Below are 22,960 nucleotides of genomic sequence, written 5' to 3' on the forward strand. Positions count from 1 at the left end.
ACGATGCCCACGCGCCCACCTCGTGACCACTCTCTGCGTGGTCACGCAGTGTTCGACGCTCCGCGTCATCTCCCAGGATCGTGCCGCGGGAGCGGCGGGGATTGCGAACACGACAAAGGGGTCAACACGACAAAGATGATGATGATGACGCCGGGGACGATTACCAATGATCCGTCATACCATGGCAACGCCATTTTAGTCGATTTTGGGTTGTCACATTGGGCGAACATCGTAGCGATGTAGACGATGCCCACGCGCCCACCTCGTGACCACTCTCTGCGTGGTCACGCAGTGTTCGACGCTCCGCGTCATCTCCCAGGATCGTGCCGCGGGAGCGGCGGGGATTGCGAACACGACAAAGGGGTCAACACGACAAAGGGGTCAGGCGCAATACTGTTCGGCACGAAAGTTGCACATTGAATTTTAACGACTTTTGGCACGGCGATTGCGCAAGCATTCAAATTTGGCGGATGTTCCGCCAGTTTGACACGCAGCGGATGAGTCAGTGCCGAACCGACCCCCTAAACAACGAAGCCCAACGACCGAGAGCCTCGGCAGCGACAGGGATGCGGCCTCGGAAGACTCGCCTGATATTCGCGCCGCGGAACTGCAGGGCCTGAAGTTCTTCAAGAAGATCCGGCCACTGTTGGATTCCCTGCACGAGATCGGTACTGCACGCGACAAATCCTGCAATCGTGATTTGCACATGGACCAGTACGGCGTGCTAGTTCTTATGTGGATGTTCAATCCGATCCTGACATCGCTTCGTGGACTACAGCAAGCCAGCACACTCAAAGATGTCCAGAAGAAGTTCGGCGTCGGGCGAGCTTCGCTGGGATCGCTCTCCGAGTCGGTGAGCATCTTTGACCCCGAGCCGCTCAAGAAGATCGCCGCGGAGCTTGCTACCGAAGTGCCCTCGGCCGACCCATCGAAGTTTGATGTGATCGGACATCAACTCACCGCCGTCGATGGCAGCGTCTTCAAGACGGCCGTGCGTGTGGCATCTTTGGCTTGGCTGCCTGATAAGGCAGGCGGAACGACTGAAGGTAGGTCGGTTGATGGATACCGCATGCACACTCATTTCGAGATCCTTCGCGGAATCCCCGAGCGAATCGATGCCACGCCAGCCAAGCCCAAGGGGAAAGATGACGAAAAGGCAGTCCTGGCTTCCGTCTTGCAACCAGATCGCTGCTATGTGATTGATCGTGGGTATGCCAAGTTTGAATTGTTCAACCAAATCAACGCCGCCCGAAGCAGCTACATTTGCCGAGCCCGCGACAACAGCACGCCGAAGATCCTTTGTGAGCGAGACCTAACCGCAGCAGATCGCGACGCCGGTGTCCGCATCGACCGAGAAGTCGTTTTGGGAGCTCACACCAGCAACCGCAAAACGGTCGCAAGCGATCATCCGGTTCGTTACATCGAAATCGAAGTCCCGCCGCATGTCCGCACTGGCAGCAAAGGCTCTCACTGCGATGGTCGACTGCGATTGGTCACGAACTTAATGGACGTTCCGGCGGAACTGATTGCCGAAGCCTACCGGCTTCGCTGGCTCATCGAACTGTTCTTCCGAATGATCAAACAGCTTCTGGGCTGTCGGCATCTACTGAGCACCAAGCCGGCAGGCGTCGAGATTCAAATGTACTTAGCCATCATCGCTTGCCTGCTGATCCTGATCTACACCGGGGGTCAACCGAACAAACGGACCTACGAGATGATCTGCTTTTATTTACTCGGCTGGGCGAGCTTGGAGGAACTAGAAGCTCATATCAAAAAATTGAAACCGAAGGCTCTGTAGGAGCAATGCGCACCGACCGAAGTGAAGCCACTTGGGCGGTTCCCTGCTGCGCGGTCGACTCGTGTTCGCGTTGCCAAACCCTTCGTCGCATTTGCGGCGTCGCACTGCCTCCCACGCAAAAGCCGCCCAAACCGCATCAGTGCATAAGGTGAGCCGAACAGTATTGCGCCTGACCCCTTTTTCAGGAGGAGGGGACGGGGAGGGTTTCTTCGATGTTGCGGATGCGGGGCTTGCGGATTTCCAGGGTGTCTTCGTCGACGAGCAGGGTGTCATAGTCGTCGCCGCCGTTGACTTCGCCCACATCGCCAACACGGATGAAATTCAGTCCGATTTCGTCGTTGCCGTCTTGCAGGAACAGCAGCGCGTCGTCGCCGACTTCGATCTCTTCGGCAAACAAACCGTCGTCCCCGTCCTGTCCGTGAACGATGTAATCGTCATGAACCCGCAGTTGATAGTGCAGCAGGAAATCGTCTCCTGAACCCGCCAGCACTTTGCCGTCGTCACCCAGTTCGGCGCGCCAGAACTCGATCGAATCGTTGCCGCTGCCCAGGTCGGCAAAGAAATCATTTCGGACTCGCGTGTGATAGACGTAGACTTCGTCGTCACCGCCCTTGGTGCGAATGTTGACGACGTCGCCAAATTCGCTACCTGTTTCATCCGTTTCATCGATCGCGTCGATATCAACCACGTCGTTGCCTTCGCTTCCGCGATAGATGAAGTCGTCATGGACGCGGGTCCCATAGACCAGGAAAATAGTGTCTTCCGCTTTGGCATCGACGATCAAGTCGTCGGGCACATCGACACCGCTGAGTTCGACGATCGTCCCGGCGCCGTACATTTTGATGAACAGGTCGTCGCCCAACGGGACGCGATAGGGGAATTGTTCTTCGGCAATTTGTTCGCCTTCGGCCTGCGAATCAATTTCCGGGGTCGGTTCGAAATCACGGAAACGATCGATTTCCAAGATTCCCGGTTCCGGCATCGTGACGACGAAGTCGCCGTCGTCACCGGTGAAATTCAGATGCACGTCTTTGCCGTATCGTTTAACTTCGACATTGCCACTGTGCATCACTTCGTCGGGCGTGCCGTCTTCCACGTCCACGCTCAGTGGCGGCGACGGATCCGATTGGTCGCGGGCGATCCCGTTGATCACCATCAGGGCGTCGCCAGCGGTCACCGATTCGTCACCGTTGACGTCCAAGTAGTACAGCGATGCCTGTTCGCCCTCGGCGTGGGCACTGCGTTGCAGATGATTGATGACCAGCAGTGCGTCGCCCGCGCTGACTTGGTCGTCACCGTTGACGTCCAGCGGATTGACTTCATTGGTCAAGTCACCGGCCATCAAAAGTCGGCCCTGAAGACATTCCAAACGCAGCCGGCGGCGACGACGTTGGGCGGCCGAGGAACGAATACCTTTGGTCAAAGACTCTTTCATGAACATCCCGATGTTCTCCCGTGCTTCGAGTCGAATCGACGGAACCCCTGTCCCGCCTGGCGCGCACGGTACCGCAGCCTGAGAAGAATGTCAATTTTCGGGGTGGCCAAAAACCCCGTGTGGGTGGTGCTGGGCGTCCGATGTTGCTAAGGTCTCGCAGCGACCGGCCTGTGGGGCAGAGGCCGGTGAACGCTTTTTCTTCCCCATGGCTTCATTTTCTGACCGCCGGTTTGGTCTGGACGGTCCAATCTGGCCCAGGCAAACCCGTTTCAGCGCCCCCTTGGCCGGCGGATTCGGCCCGATAAGTGTAGGAGCGACCACGCGACGGCCTTACAATGGCGACTTCGCGACGATCCGATTGAAACCGCGCTCATTTTCGGGCAGGTCGGATCTCCTCTTTCGCCTCTTCGTCCCCGAAAACTCATCCTCGGCCATGTCGACCCAGCAACGACTTTCCTGTCCCTCGTGCGGCAAGTCGGTGCGGATCAGCAGCGACCATGCGGGAAAGAAGGTTCGTTGCCCGCATTGTCAGATGACGTTCTTGGTCCCCGGCGCCGCGCCGCAAGCCAACGATGATGACGATTGGCTGAATCTGGATGACGTGACGCCGAAGGCCGACGCCCCGCCAGCGGCCAAAGCGAAAAAGCCCCTGAATCCTGCCACGGCATCGAAGAAACCCGCAACGCCGAAAGCGAAACCAAAGCCGACGCCGCCGGATGCGCCAGTCGATGACGACCCGTTGTTCGGAGACTTACCCGAGGGAGACGATTTGTTCGGGGACGGATCGGGCGGCGATGGGGATGACCTGTTCGGGGATATTCCGGATCTGCCTGATTTGCCGCCGCCCAGTACGACTCGCGGATCGGGATCAACGCCGGGAACGTCACCCACCGCGGTGCCGGTGCAGTACGAAACCCAGTATCGGGTCCGCTGCAAGGTGTGTGATTCGCCGACCGATGTGACGGCGGACCAAGCCGGCCAGACGATTCAGTGTTACGACTGTCATTCGCCGATTGTCGTTCCGCCGCCGCCCAAGGTCGTTCAAAAGCCCAAGGTGGACTTGGACCAGGTTGAGTCGTTTTCCTTTAGCAACACGGCGGAGTCTTCACGACCGGCGGATCCGTTCATGAAGTCGGCCAAGGAGTTGTTGGATTCGGCCGAGCGAGAAGAGATCGAGGAGGAACCGGAAAACTACGACACGCCCGACATCATGGCCTGGTTCGCCGACGTTTTCGGCGTCTTCAAGGACCCGTCGGTGGTGATGTACGCGGTTCTGATGAGCGTTTTGGGTGGCGGTGCGTCCGCATTGGTGGCGGCCTTTTGGATGGTGCCGATTTTGCCGATGGGGTTGTTCGTCGGCGTGATCATCTTTGCCGCGATGACCCTGGCTTGTGGGTTCGCGATCATGGAAGCGGTGGCCAACGAGGCGGATGAGATCACGGGGTGGCCCGAGGTGCTGGACCCGATGACGTGGTTCGGTCCGTTGGTGACGTGTGTTGCGGCGATCGGGCTGGTCAGTGCCCCGGCGGCATTTTTGGGGCTGGCCGTTTTCGGCAGCAACGCGCTGGTGACGTTGTTTTTGGTGATGGCGTCGATCTATGCGTTGTTCCCGTTCGTATTGCTTTCGATGCTGGACATGCAAAGTGTCTTCGCCCCGTTTTCGCCGGAGGTTGCCCGTAGCGCGACGCGGTGCCGGGAAGCCTGGGGCGGCTTCTATTTTTCGGCCGGGCTGCTTTTCGTCGTGCTATACCTGTCGTATCTGATGTTCACCGTTAATGGATCGCCCTACGGCGTGTTCGCTGCGGTGTCGGCGACGGTGGTTGTCACGTTCCTGTACTTTGCAATGCTTGGCCGGCTGGCTTACAGCATCGGCCAAACGGTTAACGAAATCTCTTCCCCGGACGACCATGAGCCTTCCGAAACGATCCCCGAACCGGACGGCGAAGCCGGATGACAGCGATCGGCCGTCGCATTGGTCGGTCGACGATTCGACGGCTTCGATCCCCGCCGGACGGATCGCGGGAACACGAGTCGGAATTTCGTACGGCGTTTTCTTTGCCGCGGCGGCCGTTTTCGGGGCTGTCAGCGTGCTGGCCGGTCGGCCGGGAAATTCCGATCTGGTCGCCGCGTCGATCACGGGCGTGGCGGTCTGGTTCAGCGGTCTGATCGTCCAGGCGGCCGTGTCGATCGGGTTCTGTGCTTTCGCCGGTTTGCGGCTGCGTTCGTTGGTGCTGGGCATCATCGGCGTAGAATTGCCGGTGCACCGGTGGCATCCCCAGCGGACGGCACTGTTGGTGGTGATCGTCTTGCAAGTTTTAGCGGCGATGGGATTCGTGTTGTGGTTGGTCGGCGCGTCGCATCCGGAATCCAGTTTTGACGGTGCCGGTGAATCTGGTGGCTGGGTGTCGTGGATGGCGTTGGGATTCAGTCGCGCCGACGATGCATGGAAAGCCTCCGGTGCATTGATTTGGTTTCAGATGCTGTGCCAGCTGATCCCGATGCCGCGAACGCTTGGGCGGATCGGTTTGCTGTCGATGGTCGGAACGTTGAACCAGTCGATCCAGATTGAGCCCAAGCTGGTCGTGATGCGAAAGCTGATCCGCGTTCTTGCGTTTCTGTTGTTCGTCGCGGCACTGGCGATGGCGACCGGATCACCGGGCGGACGGTTGCCGATGTGGTCGGTGGTGGCTTTGGTGGGCGCGTTTTTGTGGGGATCGTCCGGCGGGAAAGACCTGACGGCTTGGCTGGACAGTTTTGCGGTGTCGACGTTGTCTCGCGAAGAGAGTGAGACCTGTGCAACGTTGTTGGACGAAGTGCGGCGACGAATCACCGATCGCAAGAACGAGCGTCGGTTGCGAGACGCACACCAGCGCGAAGTCGGCGAAGCGATGGACGTGGCGCGGTTGGACGACATCTTGGATCGACTGCATCGCGACGGGTTCGACAGTCTGAGCGATGACGAACAACAAGTGCTTCGTCGGGTCAGCCAGACGCTCCGCGATCGCCCAAAATTTGACGAATCTTCGTAAGACGCTCGGCCAGCGTGGCTTCGAATCCGCGGTCGGTCGGCTCGTAATATCGCCGGTCTTCACCCAAGTAATCTTGCGCGGCAATCCCGCCCTCGGCATCATGCGCATAGACGTAGCCTTCGCCATGCCCCAGCGTTTTCGCACCGCTGTAATGGGCGTCGCGTAGTGCCGCCGGAACCGCCAGAATCGGTCGATCGCGGACATCACGGCGGGCCGCACCGATGGCTCGCGTTGCGGCGTTGCTTTTCGGGGCCAATGCCAGATAGGCGACGGTTTGGCTGAGCGTCAGTTGGGCTTCCGGCAAACCGACGAACTCGCACGCTTGCATCGCGGCAACGGCGATGGTCAGTGCTTGGGGATCCGCGTTGCCGACGTCTTCGCTGGCCAGGATCACCAAACGCCGACACAGGAACCGAATGTCCTCGCCGCCTTCCAGCATTCGCGCCAGCCAGTACATCGCGGCATCGACATCGCTGCCACGGATTGATTTGATCAACGCGCTGACCAGGTCGTAATGGTCATCACCGGTCGCATCGTAACCCGCCAAACGGTTGCCCATCGATTCGGCCGCGGCGGCGCGATCGACTTTGCCGTCACCCGCACTGCCCACGGCGATTTCCAGTGCGGTCAGCGCCCGACGCGCGTCGCCTTCACAGGCTTCGGCCAGGAAAGCGATCGCGTCATCGTCGACACGGACGTCGTGATCGGCCAAACCTTTGACGGGATCCTGCAGGGCACGTCGCAGCAGGGTTTCGACGTCGTCCGGGGTCAACGAGGTCAATTGAAACAACTGGCTGCGGCTGATCAACGCACCGTTGACGGCAAAGTGTGGATTGGCGGTGGTCGCGCCGATCAGCGACACAATGCCGGCTTCCACGTCGGGCAAAAGGGCGTCTTGTTGTGACTTGGAAAAGCGATGGATTTCATCGATGAACAATGCCAAGGGCGGATCGCCGGCGGCAATTCGGTCACCGGCTTCGGCCAAGACTTCGCGGACATCTTTGACGCCGCTGGACACCGCGCTTAACTGACGCAGTTCCGTTCCCGTTTCTTTCGCCAACAAATACGCCAGGGTGGTTTTGCCGGTGCCGGGTGGCCCGAACAAGATGATGGACCCCAGCCGTTTCGAATCGATCATACGACGTAACAATTTGCCGTCGCCCAGGATCTGGGATTGACCGATATACTGATTCAGACTGTCCGGTCGCATGCGGGCCGCCAGCGGCGCCACGGCGTTCATGTTGTCTTGTTCGACGTCATCGAATAACGAAGGCGATTGCTTTTTGGCGGCCAAGGTTTGCGAACCCGTACGGTTGGAACGGTCAGAAGCGGTGTTTCTGACATAGGATGAATTGATCGCTTTCCATCGTCACGGCAAACATCATGTTGGACAACTGGATCAAAGGGCTGACCCAAAATTACGCCCGCTATGACGCGGAATCCAAGGACCATGATTTGCGTCCGGTGGCGATGGCGTTGTCCGTCGATGCGATGCGACAACGCCTGGAAAGCTGGACGCAATTGCAAAGTCACTGGTCGGTGATCGGACACGAAGGCCGCGACGGTCGTTGTCATTTGCACCTGACGCGGAAGACCCAGCTGTTCGGATTCGTCGACGACATCAACGTGGAAATCGTTCCCGATGCCAACGGTTGCCTGGTTCACGCGGAAAGCCAATCACGAGTCGGCAAAGGCGATTTTGGCCAAAACAAACGCAATCTGAAAGAACTGCGTCACGGAATCATGGGCTAAGGCGGCCGTCGGTTTTCGAAAGTGACGACGACGTGGTATCGCGTTTCGAAAAACGTAACCGTTTGGGGACGCTGCTTTCGCGGATCGAAAGCCGACGATGTCGACGGGATCAGTTGTTGTCGCCGATGACGCGTCCGGCGCGGAATGCTTCGGCCATCGCCTCGGGCACTTTCGCTTCGGCCAAAACCAGACGCGAACGATTCGACGCCACGCGAGCCTTCATTTGCTGTTCTTCCGCGATCGCTTCGGCTCGACGTCGTTCTGCCCGAGCCCGTGCGACCCGCGTGTCGGCTTCGGCTTGATCGGATTGCAGACGGGCGCCGATGTTTTCACCGACGTCGATGTCGGCGATGTCGATGGAGACGATTTCGAAAGCGGTTTGGGCGTCCAAGCCGCGTTCCAACACCACGCGGCTGACCATGTCGGGGTTTTCCAGCACATCAAAGTGCGTATCGGACGATCCGATCGAACTGATGATGGCTTCGCCCACGCGGGCAATCACCGTGTCCTCGGTCGCCCCGCCGATCAACTGTTCCAGATTGGTTCGCACCGTCACGCGGGCGCGGACTTTCAATTCGATCCCGTTCTGGGTGATCGCACTTAGCGTTGCTTTGCCGCTGCGTTTGGGATCTGGGCATTCGATGACTTTGGGGTACACGCTGGTTTGGACCGCGTCCAGGACATCGCGTCCCGCCAAGTCGATCGCGCTGGCTTGATCAAAATCCAAGGGGATTTCCGCACGGTGGGCGGCGATGATCGCATGGATCACGTTCATCACGTTTCCGCCGGCCAAGTAATGGGCTTCCAAGCGACGTGTGCTGATCCCGTCACGTCGATCGATGTTCAACCCGGCTTGGGCCGCCATGACCTTTGCCTGCACGATCACGTTCGGGTTGACCTTGGTGAAGTGCATGCGGATCAGCGAAACCAGGCTGACGTCGGCGACCGACATGTAAGCCTGGAACCAGAGCTTGCCGTAACGGATGAAAAAGAATCCCAGGACGGCCAGCAAGAACACGCCGACGAAGATGGCGGCCAAAACAATCACGCCAAAAATGCCGCGCCCGGTCTGAGCAATCAATTGCGCGCTTTGCAAGCAGTCGATCAACGAAGTCGTCAACATGGTCATCGGGGTCTCATAACGAAATGGTTGGCGTGTTCGGGATCATGGCATTGATCCGCGGTGGGGTTTCGATGCATTGTTCGCGGCGAATCAAGGGGAAGTGTACACCATCGCCGGTCACCGCAGTCGCCACGGTGACGACAAGCGGCTTGCGGAACGGAATGCGAGTACTGAAGCAATCATTGTTCATTTGCTGCGCCCGGTCTGCGATTTGCTGCTCTGCGGTTTGCCAATGCTAGGCGACCACGTTTGAACGACAACCAAGGGAGCGAATGTTGACAATGCCGCACCGACGGGGCGACGCCTTCGTAGGACGTTCGTTACCTTGTGGTTCGTTGCATTCGTGTTCGCCTTGACAGTTGTCCGGCAAAATTCCGACCAAGACAGGATCAAGAAACGACGAAGACGTTGGCGGCGTGTGGAAAAACTGGCGAAGAAGGTGAGGATTCCATGCATTTTGTCGATTCAACGCTATTTAGCTTTGTCCCCAAACTGTCAAGGGGGTAAGCTTCAATAGACACACCAGCGCGGATGACGCTGCGTGAATCGAAGGGTGAACCAAATGATTGGATTACGAAGCAACACGATGGGATGGACGGCCGGGGATTGGGCCGTGTATCGCAAGAGCAAGATCAGTTCGAAACCCGGACTGAGAGCGGCTAGAGTTGTGGCCACACCCAAGGGCGAATCGTACAACTACTTGGTCGATAAGTACTGGGTGGTTGAACAGGTCAAATCCGACGGCCGCTTAGTTCTGCGGACGCCCGGTGGCAAAAAGAATCTGGTCGACAGCGACGATCCGAATCTGCGTCGTCCCAGCCTGTGGGACCGCTTTCTGTTCCGTGAACGGTTCCAATTCATCGAAGAACAGATGCAGGATCAACAGGATTCTTCGCCGGACCCTTCCTAGGCTCGCTTCGCCAGGGAAATCCGTTTTCATCGGAACTCGCCCGACATCAATAGGTCGCGGCGGGCATCCGTCCCCCGGCTTGCTTCCGAAGCTGAGGGCTTCTTGGACCCGCAGTTCGCCTGGCCGGCAACGATGGCGTTGCGGATAGCCGCAGGTCGGGGGCGGTGGTTTGGCCGGTTTGGGTGTACGATTGCCGCGCCGATTTCCGTTCCTGCGATCCACCAAACCCATCACGCCTGTTTTGCCACGTCATTCATTTCGCGTCCGCTTCGACGGCGGGGCCGGTTTTCCGTTGGCCGGGATCGTCGATCGTGACGATTCGCATCCGGACGCTCCGGTGGTGCTTTTCAATCACTGCTTTACCTGCAACAAGGACTTGAAGGCGATCGTCCGGATTTCCAGGCGTTTGGCGGACGCCGGATTGACCGTGCTGCGGTACGACATGACGGGATTGGGCGGCAGTGAAGGGGATTTCGCGCAGACCAACTTTGCCACCAACTTGGCCGATTTGCAAGCAGCGGCCCGGTTCGCCGCCGATCAACTTGGTCCGGTACGAACCATGGTCGGGCACAGCTTCGGCGGGGCGGCATCGATGATGGCGGCTGGAAATCGGACCGATGACGGGCCGCTTGCGGAATTGGCTTGCCTGGTCACGCTGGCCGCCCCGAGCGACACGCGGCACTTGGCGGATTTGCTGGTGCACATGGACGGCCGGATCGAAAGGGAAGGTCGCGGCGAAGTCACGATCGGCGGTTTTCGATACGCGATCGATCGCCAGATGGTGGAAGACTTTCGCACGCACGATTTGACCGCCGCGATCGCGTCGATCGATCTGCCGACGATGATTCTGCATTCGCCGGTCGACGAGACCGTCGGTTACGACCAGGCGATTCGCATCCAGTCGCTGATCAACCAACGGCCCGGTGCCGACGCGCTGGCCAGTTTGGTGACGCTGGCAGGGGCGGACCATTTACTGGTCCGCCAACCGAAAGACCTGACGTTTGTGGCGGATCTGATTGCTGCGATGGTGCATCGGTACGCGGGCAAGTGAAAAATGATTTGCCGCCGCGACAATTTGTCGTGTATGCTGGAAGGTGTCCAAAGTGACCCCGCCTGCCCGCTTCTAGGGCTACCAGTTCCGCCGTAGATCTTTCGCATCGCCCTGACGCGAATGTGGTGCTGGACCGGCTATTGATGAATTTCAGATCTCGCTCATTTGTGAGGGATTGAATGAATTTCAAGGCCACACGCATGGCGGCGTTGCCGTCAGTCGTGCCCACCGGATCCGCGCGTCATGGCGTGCTTTTGCCATTCACCCTGCTGGGGTGTCTGCTGGCGTTTGGTCCCACCGCCGCGCTGCCGGCCGAGTCATCGAACTCGGATGATCCGGCACCGGTCAGCTATCACCGCGATGTTCTGCCGATCTTTCGTCAAAACTGCTTCGGTTGTCACCAAGCGGCGAAGGACCAGGGTGATTATCGGATGACGGATTTTGCGTCGCTGGTTGCCGGCGGTGAATCGGAACAATCGGCGATCGTTCCGGGAAAGCCTGACGAAAGCTATCTGGTCGAACAGATCACGCCGATCGATGGGGTGGCAGCGATGCCGGCCGCACCGATGAAGGCTTTGGATGACGATGAAGTCGCGTTGGTCCGTCGCTGGATTGCCGAGGGCGCGGTTGACGATTCGCCCGCCGATTCGGGGCCACGTTATTCGGCCGATTCGCCGCCTGGATACGCCGGACCGCCGACCATCGCGTCGATCGATATATCGCCCGACGGCAGCTTGATTGCGATTGCCGGTTTTCACGAAGTGCTGATCCGCCAAACATCCGGCGGTGATGTGGTGGCACGATTGATCGGCGAAAGCCCCAGGAACGAATCCGTGCGTTTTTCCCCCGACGGAAAGTCCATCGCGGTGGCGGGGGGACGTCCGGGGGAAGACGGCGAGATCCAGATTTGGGACGTGCAATCACAGTCGCTGCGGTTATCGGTCCACTTCACCGCCGACACGTTGTCGGGTGCCAGTTGGTCGCCGGATTCCAAACGTTTGGCCTTCGGAGGGAATGATAACGTCATCCGCGCGATCGATGCGGATACCGGCCAGCAGGTGTTGTTCCAGGGGGCTCATGAAGACTGGATCCGCGATACCGGATTCACCGCTGATGGATCGCACTTGGTTTCGGTCGCTCGCGACATGTCGTGCAAACTGACCGAAGTCGCGACGGAGCGATTCGTCGACAACATCACGTCGATCACTCCCGGCGCGTTGTCCGGCGGTCTGAACGGCGTGGCCGTCCATCCGCAGCGCAGCGAAGTCGTGGTCGGCGGTGCCGACGGTGTGGCCAAGGTGTATCGCGTCTTTCGCGAAACGACACGACGCATCGGAGACGACGCGAACTTGATCCGCCGCTTGCCGGCCTTGAAAGGACGAATCTTCAGCGTTGCGATCGACCCGGCGGGAACCCGAATCGCTGCGGCGGCAACGCTGGACGGCAAGTCGCAGGTGGCCATTTGGGACTACGATTTTGACGGCACTCTGTCGGACCAGCTGAAGCAGATCTTGGGCAAACGAGTGTCCGATCGATCGGCCGAAGACAAACAGAAAGTCGAACAGTACCGCGGACGCGCGACAACGACGGTGCTGGACCAGATCATCGATCAAGTCGTCTATGCGATCCGGTTCGCACCGGATGGCAGCTTGTGGGTGGCCGCCGGCGACAATTCGATCCGACGCTATGACGCGTCCGGCCAAGTCCAGCGATTCGACGCGTTGCCGCTGGGCGAGGCCCAGGAAGACGAACGCATTCGCTTCGACGCGACCCAATGGGTCCGCAACGAAGATGACAGTGCTTCGGAGACGGAACCTCTATCGCTAGACGACCCTGGCGTGATCGAGCGTTTGACGGTCCAGCCGACGGCGATTCGATTCACTTCGCCGCTTCAGTACGCTCAATTGGTCGTCACCGGACATACCGCCGACGGGTCGACCTATGACCTGACGCGACATGCCCGATACGAAAGTCGGCGAAACATCTTGGTCGGCACTCGGACGGCTTTGGTGCGTCCAGTGATCACCGGTCAGGACACGCTGACGATCCGCTTTGGCAAGGCCACGGCGACGATCGATGTGTCGGTCGAAGACATGACGCCGGAAATGTCACCGGAGTTCGACGGTGGAGCGACACCGGACTTCATCCGCGACGTCAATCCCGTGCTCAGCCGTCTGGGGTGCAACCAGGGAACCTGCCACGGTGCGCAAGCGGGCAAGAACGGCTTCAAGCTTTCTCTGCGTGGCTACGACCCGATCTTTGACATTCGCGCACTGACCGATGATCTGGCCGCGCGTCGAATCGACCCGGCACACCCGTCGGAATCATTGATGTTGCGCAAACCGCTGGGGCTGACCCCGCACGAAGGCGGCGTGTTGATGCAGCCCGGCGACCCGTCGCACGTCATTCTGCGTCGCTGGATCCATGCCGGTTCGCCGCTGGACATGACGACCCCGCGGGTGAAGTCGATCGAAGTGTTCCCCAAAGACCCGGTGGTCCAAAGCACCCGCGATCGTCAACAAGTTCGCGTGGTCGCCACGTATGCCGACGGGATGCAGCGTGATGTCACTCGCGAAGCGTTTATCGAAAGCGGTAACACGGAAGTCGCGACGGTGGCGTCCGGCGCGATTCTGTCGGCGGTCCGTCGCGGCGAAGCACCGATCTTGGCCCGTTACGAAGGCGCCTATGCGGCGACAACGCTGACCGTGATGGGCGACCGTTCGCAATACCAGGCGGTCGACGTTCCCTATTACAACCGCATCGACGAATTGGTCGCGGCAAAGTGGCGGCGGATGAAGATCGTGCCCAGTGATCTGGCGGACGATCTGACATTCCTGCGGCGGGTGCACTTGGATCTGACTGGCTTGCCGCCGACCGCCGATGATCTACGTCGTTTCGAAGCCGACCCGCGGCCGTCGCAGTTGAAGCGTGCCGAGGTCATCGACCAATTGATCGGAAACGAAGCGTTCGTGGAATACTGGACCAACAAGTGGGCCGACTTGTTGCAGGTGAACCGCAAGTTCTTGGGTGTCGAAGGCAGCAAGGCATTCCGCGATTGGATCCGACAAAGCGTCGTCGACAACAAGCCGTACGATGAATTTGCACGCGAAATCTTGACCGCCAGCGGCAGCAACAAGGACAACCCGCCTGCGTCGTATTACAAGATCCTGCGGACGCCCGAAGACACGATGGAGAACACCACGCACTTGTTCTTGGGCATTCGATTCAACTGCAACAAGTGTCACGACCACCCGTTCGAACGCTGGACCCAAGACCAGTACTATCAGATGGCGGCGTTTTTCGCCCGAGTCGATCTGCGGCGGGACCCCAACGACGGCGGAAAGAAGATTGGCGGCACGGCGGTCGACGGTGCCAAACCGCTGTACGAGATCATCAGCGATCGCAGCGAAGGGGAAATGACACATGCTCGCACCGGAGCGACGGTCGCACCGGCGTTCCCCTTTGATCTGCCGAAAGACGATCGGAAGACGTTGGTCAGGCGTCAAGAATCCAAAGCCACCAACGCCGAATCGTTGCCCGATACCCGGCGTGGCGATCTGGCCCGCTGGATGACTGATCCGGCCAACCCGTATTTTGCTCGCAGCTACGTTAATCGAGTTTGGGCTTATCTGATGGGCGTCGGTCTGATCGAACCCATCGACGATATTCGGGCGGGCAACCCGCCGACCAACCCGGAATTGCTGGATCACCTGACCGACGTGTTTGTGAAATCGGGCTTTGACGTTCGTCAATTGATGCGGACGATCGTGTCCAGCCGCACCTATCAGTTGTCGGTCGCCACGCATGCGATGAACCAGGATGACCAGCTGAATTACAGCCACGCGACGGCGCGTCGATTGCCGGCCGAAGTCATCTTTGATGCCGTTCACGCGGTCACCGGCGCGGCCTCCACGATCCCCGGCGTCGCACCAGGCACTCGGGCCGCGGCGCTTGGCGATGCAGGGGTAAAACTGGATGACGGATTCCTGCAAAATTTGGGACGCCCGGCTCGTGAAAGCGCCTGTGAATGCGAACGGTCCAGCGGACTGGAACTGGGGCCCGTGATGGCGTTGATCAGCGGTCCGACGATCGGAAACGCGATCACCAGCGACAAGAACGATTTGGAAAGCTTGGTGGCCGGCACTGCCGACAACGGGGATCTGGTCGACGAGATTTTCCTGCGGGCGCTGGCCCGGCATGCGACCGACGATGAAGTCGCCGCCTTCAACGACCTGGTGGATCAAGTCGTCGCCGATCATCAATTGATGAAAACGCGGTTGGCTGAATCCGAAGCCGATTGGAAGGTCCGCCGCGCCGAATTGGAATCGATCCGCAACGAACGCTTGGCGGAAATCAAAGCCGCGATCGCCAAACGCGAAGCCGACTACCAACCGGTCTTGGCCAAACTGCAGACCGAACGCAGGCAACGGATCGCCGCGGCAAAGGAACGGTTGGCGAAAGTCGAATCGGAATTGGCCGCCAAGATTGACGCTTGGGTCGACGGATACACCGGCCAAGCCGCCAAGCAGGATCCGTCGAAGATCCGCAACGATTGGTATCCGTTGGCTGCGGTGGCGACGAAGGCTGCGAAGGAAACGAAACTGTTACCCCAAGCTGATCGATCGATCTTGGCCACCGGTAATGCCGACAAACAAACGTACGAGGTCACCTATCAAGCATCGATTGCCGGAATCACCGGTTTCCGACTGGAAGCGATCGCCGCTGACGACTTGCCCAACAAAGGTCCCGGCCGCGGCGACAACGGTAACTTTGTGGTCACGGAGATCGAGGTCTTCGCAAGCACGGGCGACCAAAAGCCGACCAAGGTTGGGATATTGAAAGCCCAAGCGGACTTCACTCAAAACGGTTTCGACATCAAACGCGCCTTCGACCAGGCGACGCGAAACCAGTCCGGCTGGGCCGTCGCCGGTGGGACCAGCCGCACGCACTGGGCGACGTTCCAGTTCGCCAAGCCGATCCACGGTGATGCCGCGACATCCGGTTCAACGAAGTTGACGTTCAAGATTCACCAGTACCACAACGCCGCCAAGCACCGACTGGGGCGTTTCCGGATCAGTGTGACGACCGACGCGGATGTTCGACTGGGGCTGCCCGAATCGCTTGACGCGATCGTGCGGACCGCCAAAACCGACCGCAGCGACGCCCAGCAGGAACAACTGGCACAGCACGTTCGCTTGCAAGACAAAGCGTGGACCGAAGCCAACGCGGCGGTCATCGAGGCAAACAAGGCGATCCCGCCGGACGCCGAACTGACCCGCCTGGCCGCCCAGCAGAAGCGTTTGGAAACGCCGACACCGGACGATTCGCGGCTGGTGCGTCTGCGTCGCGACGTGGTCCAAAGTCAAAAACAATCGTCCCGCCCGCGGCTGACTGCGGCGGAAGACTTGGTCTGGGCGTTGGTCAACAGCCCCGCGTTCTTGTTCAACCGCTAGTTGCGGGTTTGTCGGCGGCACTGATCCGTCGATTTTTCCCTGTGACATCGATTTCGTTCTCGAAGATTTTTCGTTCCAAAGAATTTCAGGTGCACTGCCATGCTTTCCTTCAAAGGCTATGCCGCCAAAGACCTGTGTGATCCGCACCTGGGGCGAACGCGACGCACGTTCCTGCGTGTCGGTTCGATCGGCATGTTGGGGCTGACCCTGCCGAACCTGATGCGGTTACAGGCGGATGCATCGGAGCAGCCCGCGGCACACGTCGGCGGCCCCGGATGGGGCAAGGCCAAGAACATCATCATGCTGTACCTGCAGGGTGGGCCGAGTCATTTGGACTTGTGGGACCCCAAGGAAAACGTGCCGGACAATGTGAAGAGCGTGTTTTCGCCGATCAGCACCAAGATCCCCGGCGTGAAGTTCACCGAGAACCTGCCGCGGCTAAGCCAGCTGAACGATCGGTTCACGATGATCCGTTCGATGTCGTACACGCCCAACGGTTTGTTCAATCACACCGCGGCGATTTACCAAATGATGACGGGGTACACGACGGACAAGGTCAGCCCGTCGGGACAATTGGAACCGCCGTCGCCCAAGGACTTTCCGAACTTCGGCAGCAACATCATCAAAATGCGTCCGGTCGACGAACCGATGTTGCCGTTCGTCATGCTGCCGCGACCGCTGCAGGAATCCAACGTCGTCGGCAAAGGCGGCACGGCGGGATTTCTTGGCAAATCGTTCGATCCGTACACGCTGTACCCCGACGGCGACGACATGGACATGGCGAAGATGCAGCGGATCAAGATCGACGATCTGACGCTGCGTGAAAACGTCTTTGACGTGCGGTTGCAACGCCGCGCCAGTCTCCGCGAACTGGTCAACCGGCAAATGCCCGCGATCAACCAAGCGGTGGAAAACTATGAACTGGACAACCGGTACGAACAGGCGTTGTCGTTGATCGTCAGCGGCAAGGCACGCGAAGCGTTCGAGCTGAGCCGGGAAAGCGATGCGATCCGCGACAGTTACGGTCGAAACACGTTCGGCCAAAGTTGCCTGTTGGCTCGCCGTTTGGTCGAAGCCGGAACGCGAGTGGTGGAAGTGATTTGGCCGAAGGTGGCCAACAGCGACAACCACAGCTGGGATCACCACAGCGGGCTGAGCAAACGTATGAAGGACCAGTCCGCACCGATGCTGGATCAGGGGCTGAGCGGGCTGATCGAAGATTTGGACAGCCGCGGAATGTTGGACGAAACGCTGGTCGTGGCGATCGGCGAATTCGGCCGCAGCCCGCAGCGTGGCGTCAGCACCAGCGGCAATAACAACTCCGACGACGGCCGCGACCACTGGCCGTACTGTTACACGTCGGTGATTGCCGGAGCGGGAATTCGCCGCGGCTATGTTCACGGCAAAAGTGATAAGACCGCATCGGCACCGCTGGAATCACCGGTGCATCCGGCGGAAATCTTGGCGACGATCTATCACGCGTTCGGGATCGACCCCGAAACGATCGTCTACAACCACTTGAACCAGCCCCGCGAACTGGTCAAAGCGTCCGCGGTCACCAAGCTGTTTGGGTAGAAGGTCGACAGGATTTCAGGTCGACAGGTCACCGGTTTTCAAAAACCTGTCACCTGCGACCCGTCCTAACCTGTCCCCTGTTCCTACTTGTTCCACCACCAGCGGTCGCCGGCGGCGGCCAAGGTTGCGGTGCGAACATCGGCGACTTTCGCGTCGACCGTTTGCTTTTCCACGATCTGGAACGCGTTGATGTCGACGCCGCCCGATGCGGTGACGATCCAGCCGTTGACGCCTTGGATGAAGCTGCAGTGCGGCGGGATTTCTTCGGGAACAAAGTACGATCCCAGGTCCAGCGTGTCTTTGTCGCTGCTCAGAATCGTCAGATCCAGGTTGGCCTTTTCGGCCAAGCGTTCTTGCACGATCAGCGTTGCGACGACGTTCATGTCCATCGTGCTTTGCAGATCACTGAACACCGGCATCGACTTGGCCAATTCGTTGAACTGTTGGGTCATCAGGTCGGCCCAACGCTGGGCCACTTTGCTTTTCTGATTGGCGGCGACCGCACGACCGTCGGCTTCGATCAAGTCGTTGTCGGTCATCGTCTTGACGCCTTGGCCGCTGATTTTCCAAGCCAAACCGTCGTCGCTGCGACGCAGGTTGTCGTAATCACAGGCCATCCACCAACGCGGGTTGCTGGATCGGCTTTGGGTGGAATTCTTGGCCATGTCCAGATAGCTGGGCAATCCACGGACGGGCGAATCGACCAATCCCATCGCCAGACGCTTCATTTCAAAGTCGGCGGCAACCAGCGTGCGTGCCATGCGGCTTTCACCGGGGATGCCGGCCAGTTGAACCTGTTGCGGGCCAAAGGCCTCACGCATCGCGGGGACCAGGTAAGACGGGTTTTGGCCGGGCCGCAAGGCGACGCGACTGAGCATCTTTTTCAGGTTCGCGCGGCCCTGGGCGGTCGGTTCGATCGAGCACAGGATGCCCTGCTGGCGGGCCATTTCAACGCTTTGAAGGGCCACGGCCAAGTCGTCCAGTCGCAGGATCGTTTGGCCTGTCTTGGTGCCGACGATCGAGCCTTCGGGCAACAGTTTCCAGGGTTCCGCGGGGCCGGCGACCAGGATGTCCGAGCGGTCGGAATCGACGAAGACGTACTCGATGCGGGTCAGGCCGGCCATCAACGACACTTCGTCCGGAATCGGGCGGCCTTCGGCACGTGCTTTGGCGACTTGGTCTTGCAGCCCACGCAGGGAAACGACCCGCATGTCGGACGCTTCGTTCCAATCACCCGCCGGTGCGTCCAACAGGGCGCGGATGCGGTTGGCAAAGTCTTGTTGTTCGTCGACCGTGGCCGAACGCACAATGCCTTCGGAATCAATCACCACGCCCCCGACGGCGCCGCTGTTGGCACCACCGAACCCGCCGGCATGAACGGTGACGGCGGTCACCAACGCCATCGCAAGCGACAGCGTGGCGGCCCGAAGGGCGGTGGGAATGCGAAAAATTCGTTGCGAACCCGATTCCATCGAATGGATCTCCGAAGCAAGTTGGCGCGACACTGGTGGCGGTCAACGATTGAAAAGATGGGGGGAAAGTTGGGACAACAGGCCCACTTGGGATCGAAAAGCCCGAAGGGTTTGACGGATCCGGTCGTGTCCGCCCGCGCAAGATGCCAAAAAGTCGACGACGGCTGGTTTGGGGCGGTCGCGTGGATCTTTCCAGACGGATCTTTTCGGACGACGTCACCGGCTAGAATAATTGGCTGCAAAACCGCTTACAACAGAACCTTCGGGGTCTTCCCAACGCTTTGAACCTTTCCGCTTCTGATTCTGACGACGCGACCGCCGGGCGACGCGACGCCCCGGTCACCGCCACTTCCGCTTATTTGATCGCCCGCTGGGCCGGTCGGTGGAGCGACGTGTACAGGCTGAAGGCACCCGGTGGCGGGGGGGCGGCGGCTGGAAAGGAGGGCCAATCGGGTGTTGACGGCTCTGGACCCGGTGGACGCGGCGAAGCGATTCTGGGGCGATCATCGTCCAACCAGATCGTCATCCGCAGCGAAAAGGCCAGCCGACGTCATGCCCGCGTTTTCTTTGACGGTCGCTGGTGCATCGAAGACTTGGGCAGCCGAAACGGCACTCGCGTTTCCGGCGTGGAATTGAAGGGTGACCCGCCGTTGGTGGCACTTTGCGACGGCGACACGATCGAAATCGGCGGCCACGCGATCGTTTTTTCCACCACCATCGATCCCGGCGTTTCGCCGGGGGCCGTCGAAGCGGCGATCGAATCGTCGGCGGAAATGACCGAGGACCAGATTTCTTTTGCCGACGATTCGCTCGCGGGGACCGCTGCGACGCCACAAATCACCCGGCGTCAGCGATACAGCGGTTTGCTGCACGGAAATTCGGCGGGGCAATCCACAAGCCATTCGGCGGGTCGATCCGGCGGCGATGCGGGCGGCGGCAGCGCGTCTTTGTTGCGTTTGGCTTTTGAGCTGGGACGCATGACGTCGGCGGTCCAGCGGGCCGAAGCCACGTTGGACTGTCTGGTTCGGCACGTCCGGCCGTCGACCGTGGGCGTGTATCTGCGTGAAAAGCCGGTCGCCGGGAAGGCCGATGATGCCACCGCAAGTAGCGACGTCGATGCGGCGAAGGGCGACTTGCCACGGCTGATCGCCACCCGCCAGACGTCTCAGCGAAGTTACCGACGACCACCCGATCCGTTGATCGCATCGGCCCAACGGGCGGACGCCGAAGCGGTCTTGGCTCGCAACGCGGCCGGCGATGCCAACTTGGCGACCGAAGACAGCCGCGGCGAAATCAATGTCGAAAGCGTCATCGTGCTGCCGGTGCGTGACGCGGCGGAACAAATTTGGGGCGTGATTCACCTGACCGCCTGGATCGACCGAGGCGATTTTGATTCATCGGATCTGGAATTTGCCGTCACCGCGGCGGAGGTGTTGGGCGAATCGCTGCGTGCCTTGGCCGAATCGCAAAACTTGGGGCGCCGGTTGCATCGGACCCGCGACCAATTGAAACAGCTTCAAAAACGCTTGGGCCAACGCGTTCGCATGATCGGCGAAAGCGACGCGATGGTCGAAGTCAGCCGCCAAATCTCGCTGGCCGCACCGACCAACGCGACCGTGCTGGTTCGCGGTGAATCAGGGACCGGCAAAGAATTGGTGGCCGCAGCACTGCACCACGCCAGTGCCCGCAGCGAAGGTCCGTTGGTGTGCCTGAACTGTGCCGCGTTGTCACCGATGTTGCTGGAAAGCGAACTGTTCGGTCACGAAAAAGGTGCCTTCACCGGCGCGACCGAACGCAAGCAGGGCAAGTTCGAAGCGGCGCACACCGGCACGCTGATGCTGGACGAGATTGGGGAAATGGAATCCGACCTGCAAGCCAAATTGCTGCGGGTCCTGGACGGCCATCCGTTTGAACGTGTCGGCGGTCATCGTCCGATCCGAGCCGACGTGCGTGTCGTCGCCGCGACCAATCGTGACTTGCAAGCGATGGTGGCCGAGGGGACGTTTCGCGAAGACCTGTATTATCGATTGCACGTCGTCGAAATCGTGATGCCGCCGCTGCGCCGGCGTGGTGACGACTGCTTGCGGCTTGCCGATTTTTTTCTGCAGCGATTCAACCAGGAAATGGGACGCAAGATCGAAGCGTTCACCGATGCCGCCAAACAGCGGTTGCTAGACCACACTTGGCCGGGCAACGTTCGCGAACTGAAAAACGTGATCGAGCGCGCCGTCGTGCTGAACACCACCACCGTGATCGACGCGGACGATCTGGTGTTGCCCATTGCGGGATCGCCAACTGCGGGCGGCCGGAACACGTCGGCGGGGTCGGATTCAAACGGTTCTGTGCCCGGCGGGCCCGTTGAAAGGACTTTGGCGGATTTGGAGAAAGATCACATCTTTCGTGTCCTGCGGCACACGGGCAACAACAAATCCAAAGCCTCCGCCATTTTGGGCATCGAACGCAGCACCCTGGACCGACGTCTGAAGCGGTACGCGCGTGACGATGCCGACGCGTCGAAGTCGTGATCCGTCACGCTTGCGGGTAACGATCGTCACGCAAAGCCGATACAATGCCGCCCCCCGTGCGGGCGGCCATGCGTGGCGTCCGCCCTGACCGAATCTTCATGCCGCCGGAATTTTGATGACCGGAAACGAACCTGATCCGTCCCAGCCCGAACAGCCCGCCAATCAAGCCTTGCGGGCACGGGTCCCCGATCACGTCGCCGACGGATGTTTCAGCACCGGGGCCATCGTGATGACCGGCCCCAGCGAATTCATCGTCGATTTTCTGCAGACGATCGGACGGCCGCATCGCATTGCCCGGCGGATCGTCATCCCGCACAACGTGATGCCCCAGTTTATCGATGCGTTGGAAAAGAACATCGATCTGTACCGCAACCGTTTCGGTGATCCGCCGGTGCCCAACCAGCCGCCCCAGGATCCCAACGCTCGTCGGCCGTCGCCGCAAGAGATCTATGACGATTTGAAACTGCCCGATGAAGTGCTCAGCGGGACCTATGCCAACGGTGTGATGATCGGCCACGGCGCGAACGAGTTTGGCCTCGATTTCTTGACCAGCTTTTTCCCGCAATCCGCCGTCAGTGCACGCGTGTTTCTGTCCGCCGGCCAAGTCCCACGTTTGTTGGATTCGCTCAAGGGGGCGGTGAATCAATTGAGCCAGCGTCGCCAAGAACCGCCGCAAGGCCAGTCGCATTCGTATGATCCGAATCAGGATTTCAAGCCACAGGAACCGCCGCCAAGCGAAGACGCCGACGGCGACGATGAAGACTCCGGTGCAGACAATGGGAACGGGCCGGTTTGATGGCGGCATCGGATGATTCGTCCTCACCACACGCATTGCCG

General features: G+C 59.8%; 14 protein-coding genes. 10 read left to right on the forward strand and 4 right to left on the reverse strand.

The genetic code is table 11. From position 1 onward, the window contains the following. Positions 1-505: 505 nt before the first annotated feature. On the forward strand, positions 506-1,798 hold the full coding sequence (locus tag Mal65_RS13300; protein ID WP_145298350.1) for an IS4 family transposase: 1,293 nt from the start codon (positions 506-508) through the stop codon (positions 1,796-1,798). Between the two features lie 181 nt (positions 1,799-1,979). On the opposite strand, the gene Mal65_RS13305 is transcribed toward Mal65_RS13300, so the two are convergent. Further along, positions 1,980-3,239, reverse strand: coding sequence for a dockerin type I domain-containing protein (locus Mal65_RS13305; RefSeq protein ID WP_145298353.1), 1,260 nt, complete (start codon positions 3,237-3,239; stop codon positions 1,980-1,982). A gap of 427 nt (positions 3,240-3,666) precedes the next feature. On the opposite strand from Mal65_RS13305, the gene Mal65_RS13310 reads away from it, so the two are divergent. Then, a complete protein-coding gene (locus Mal65_RS13310) occupies positions 3,667-5,187 on the forward strand; it encodes a zinc ribbon domain-containing protein (protein ID WP_145298355.1) in 1,521 nt (506 codons plus the stop codon). After that, entirely contained in the window at positions 5,141-6,262 is a 1,122-nt protein-coding gene (locus Mal65_RS13315) for a hypothetical protein (protein WP_145298358.1), read from the forward strand. The genes Mal65_RS13310 and Mal65_RS13315 overlap by 47 nt, the downstream gene beginning before the upstream one ends. Here the strand turns inward: Mal65_RS13315 and Mal65_RS13320 are convergent. Further along, complete coding sequence (locus Mal65_RS13320; RefSeq protein WP_145298361.1) at positions 6,216-7,502, reverse strand: replication-associated recombination protein A; 1,287 nt, start codon at positions 7,500-7,502, stop codon at positions 6,216-6,218. The genes Mal65_RS13315 and Mal65_RS13320 overlap by 47 nt on opposite strands. Before the next feature lie 143 nt (positions 7,503-7,645). On the opposite strand from Mal65_RS13320, the gene Mal65_RS13325 reads away from it, so the two are divergent. Continuing rightward, positions 7,646-8,014 (forward strand): DUF1499 domain-containing protein, encoded by a 369-nt coding sequence (locus Mal65_RS13325; protein WP_145298364.1) that lies wholly within the window; start codon positions 7,646-7,648, stop codon positions 8,012-8,014. Positions 8,015-8,123: 109 nt separating this feature from the next. Here Mal65_RS13325 and floA read toward each other — a convergent pair whose 3' ends face one another. After that, entirely contained in the window at positions 8,124-9,143 is a 1,020-nt protein-coding gene (floA, locus tag Mal65_RS13330; protein WP_231131363.1) for a flotillin-like protein FloA, read from the reverse strand. A 556-nt stretch (positions 9,144-9,699) separates the two neighbouring features. Here floA and Mal65_RS13335 point away from each other — a divergent pair. The 4 genes from Mal65_RS13335 to Mal65_RS13350 all read left to right on the forward strand — a co-directional run bounded on the left by Mal65_RS13335 (position 9,700) and on the right by Mal65_RS13350 (position 18,126). After that, a complete protein-coding gene (locus Mal65_RS13335) occupies positions 9,700-10,047 on the forward strand; it encodes a hypothetical protein (protein ID WP_196784820.1) in 348 nt (115 codons plus the stop codon). 241 nt (positions 10,048-10,288) lie between these two features. Beyond that, entirely contained in the window at positions 10,289-11,098 is an 810-nt protein-coding gene (locus Mal65_RS13340; RefSeq protein ID WP_145304896.1) for an alpha/beta hydrolase family protein, read from the forward strand. Between the two features lie 179 nt (positions 11,099-11,277). Then, entirely contained in the window at positions 11,278-16,551 is a 5,274-nt protein-coding gene (locus Mal65_RS13345) for a DUF1549 domain-containing protein (protein ID WP_196784821.1), read from the forward strand. A gap of 99 nt (positions 16,552-16,650) precedes the next feature. Beyond that, a complete protein-coding gene (locus Mal65_RS13350; RefSeq protein WP_145298370.1) occupies positions 16,651-18,126 on the forward strand; it encodes a DUF1501 domain-containing protein in 1,476 nt (491 codons plus the stop codon). An 83-nt stretch (positions 18,127-18,209) separates the two neighbouring features. On the opposite strand, the gene Mal65_RS13355 is transcribed toward Mal65_RS13350, so the two are convergent. Further along, on the reverse strand, positions 18,210-19,631 hold the full coding sequence (locus Mal65_RS13355) for a DUF1598 domain-containing protein (protein WP_145298373.1): 1,422 nt from the start codon (positions 19,629-19,631) through the stop codon (positions 18,210-18,212). A gap of 248 nt (positions 19,632-19,879) precedes the next feature. Between Mal65_RS13355 and Mal65_RS13360 the strand changes: the two genes are divergently transcribed. Beyond that, positions 19,880-22,123 (forward strand): sigma 54-interacting transcriptional regulator, encoded by a 2,244-nt coding sequence (locus Mal65_RS13360; RefSeq protein WP_145298376.1) that lies wholly within the window; start codon positions 19,880-19,882, stop codon positions 22,121-22,123. Positions 22,124-22,238: 115 nt separating this feature from the next. Further along, entirely contained in the window at positions 22,239-22,919 is a 681-nt protein-coding gene (locus Mal65_RS13365; protein ID WP_145298379.1) for a DUF3467 domain-containing protein, read from the forward strand. Positions 22,920-22,960 lie beyond the last annotated feature (41 nt).

It is taken from the genome of Crateriforma conspicua (assembly GCF_007752935.1).
In the GTDB taxonomy this organism is placed as follows: domain Bacteria; phylum Planctomycetota; class Planctomycetia; order Pirellulales; family Pirellulaceae; genus Crateriforma; species Crateriforma conspicua.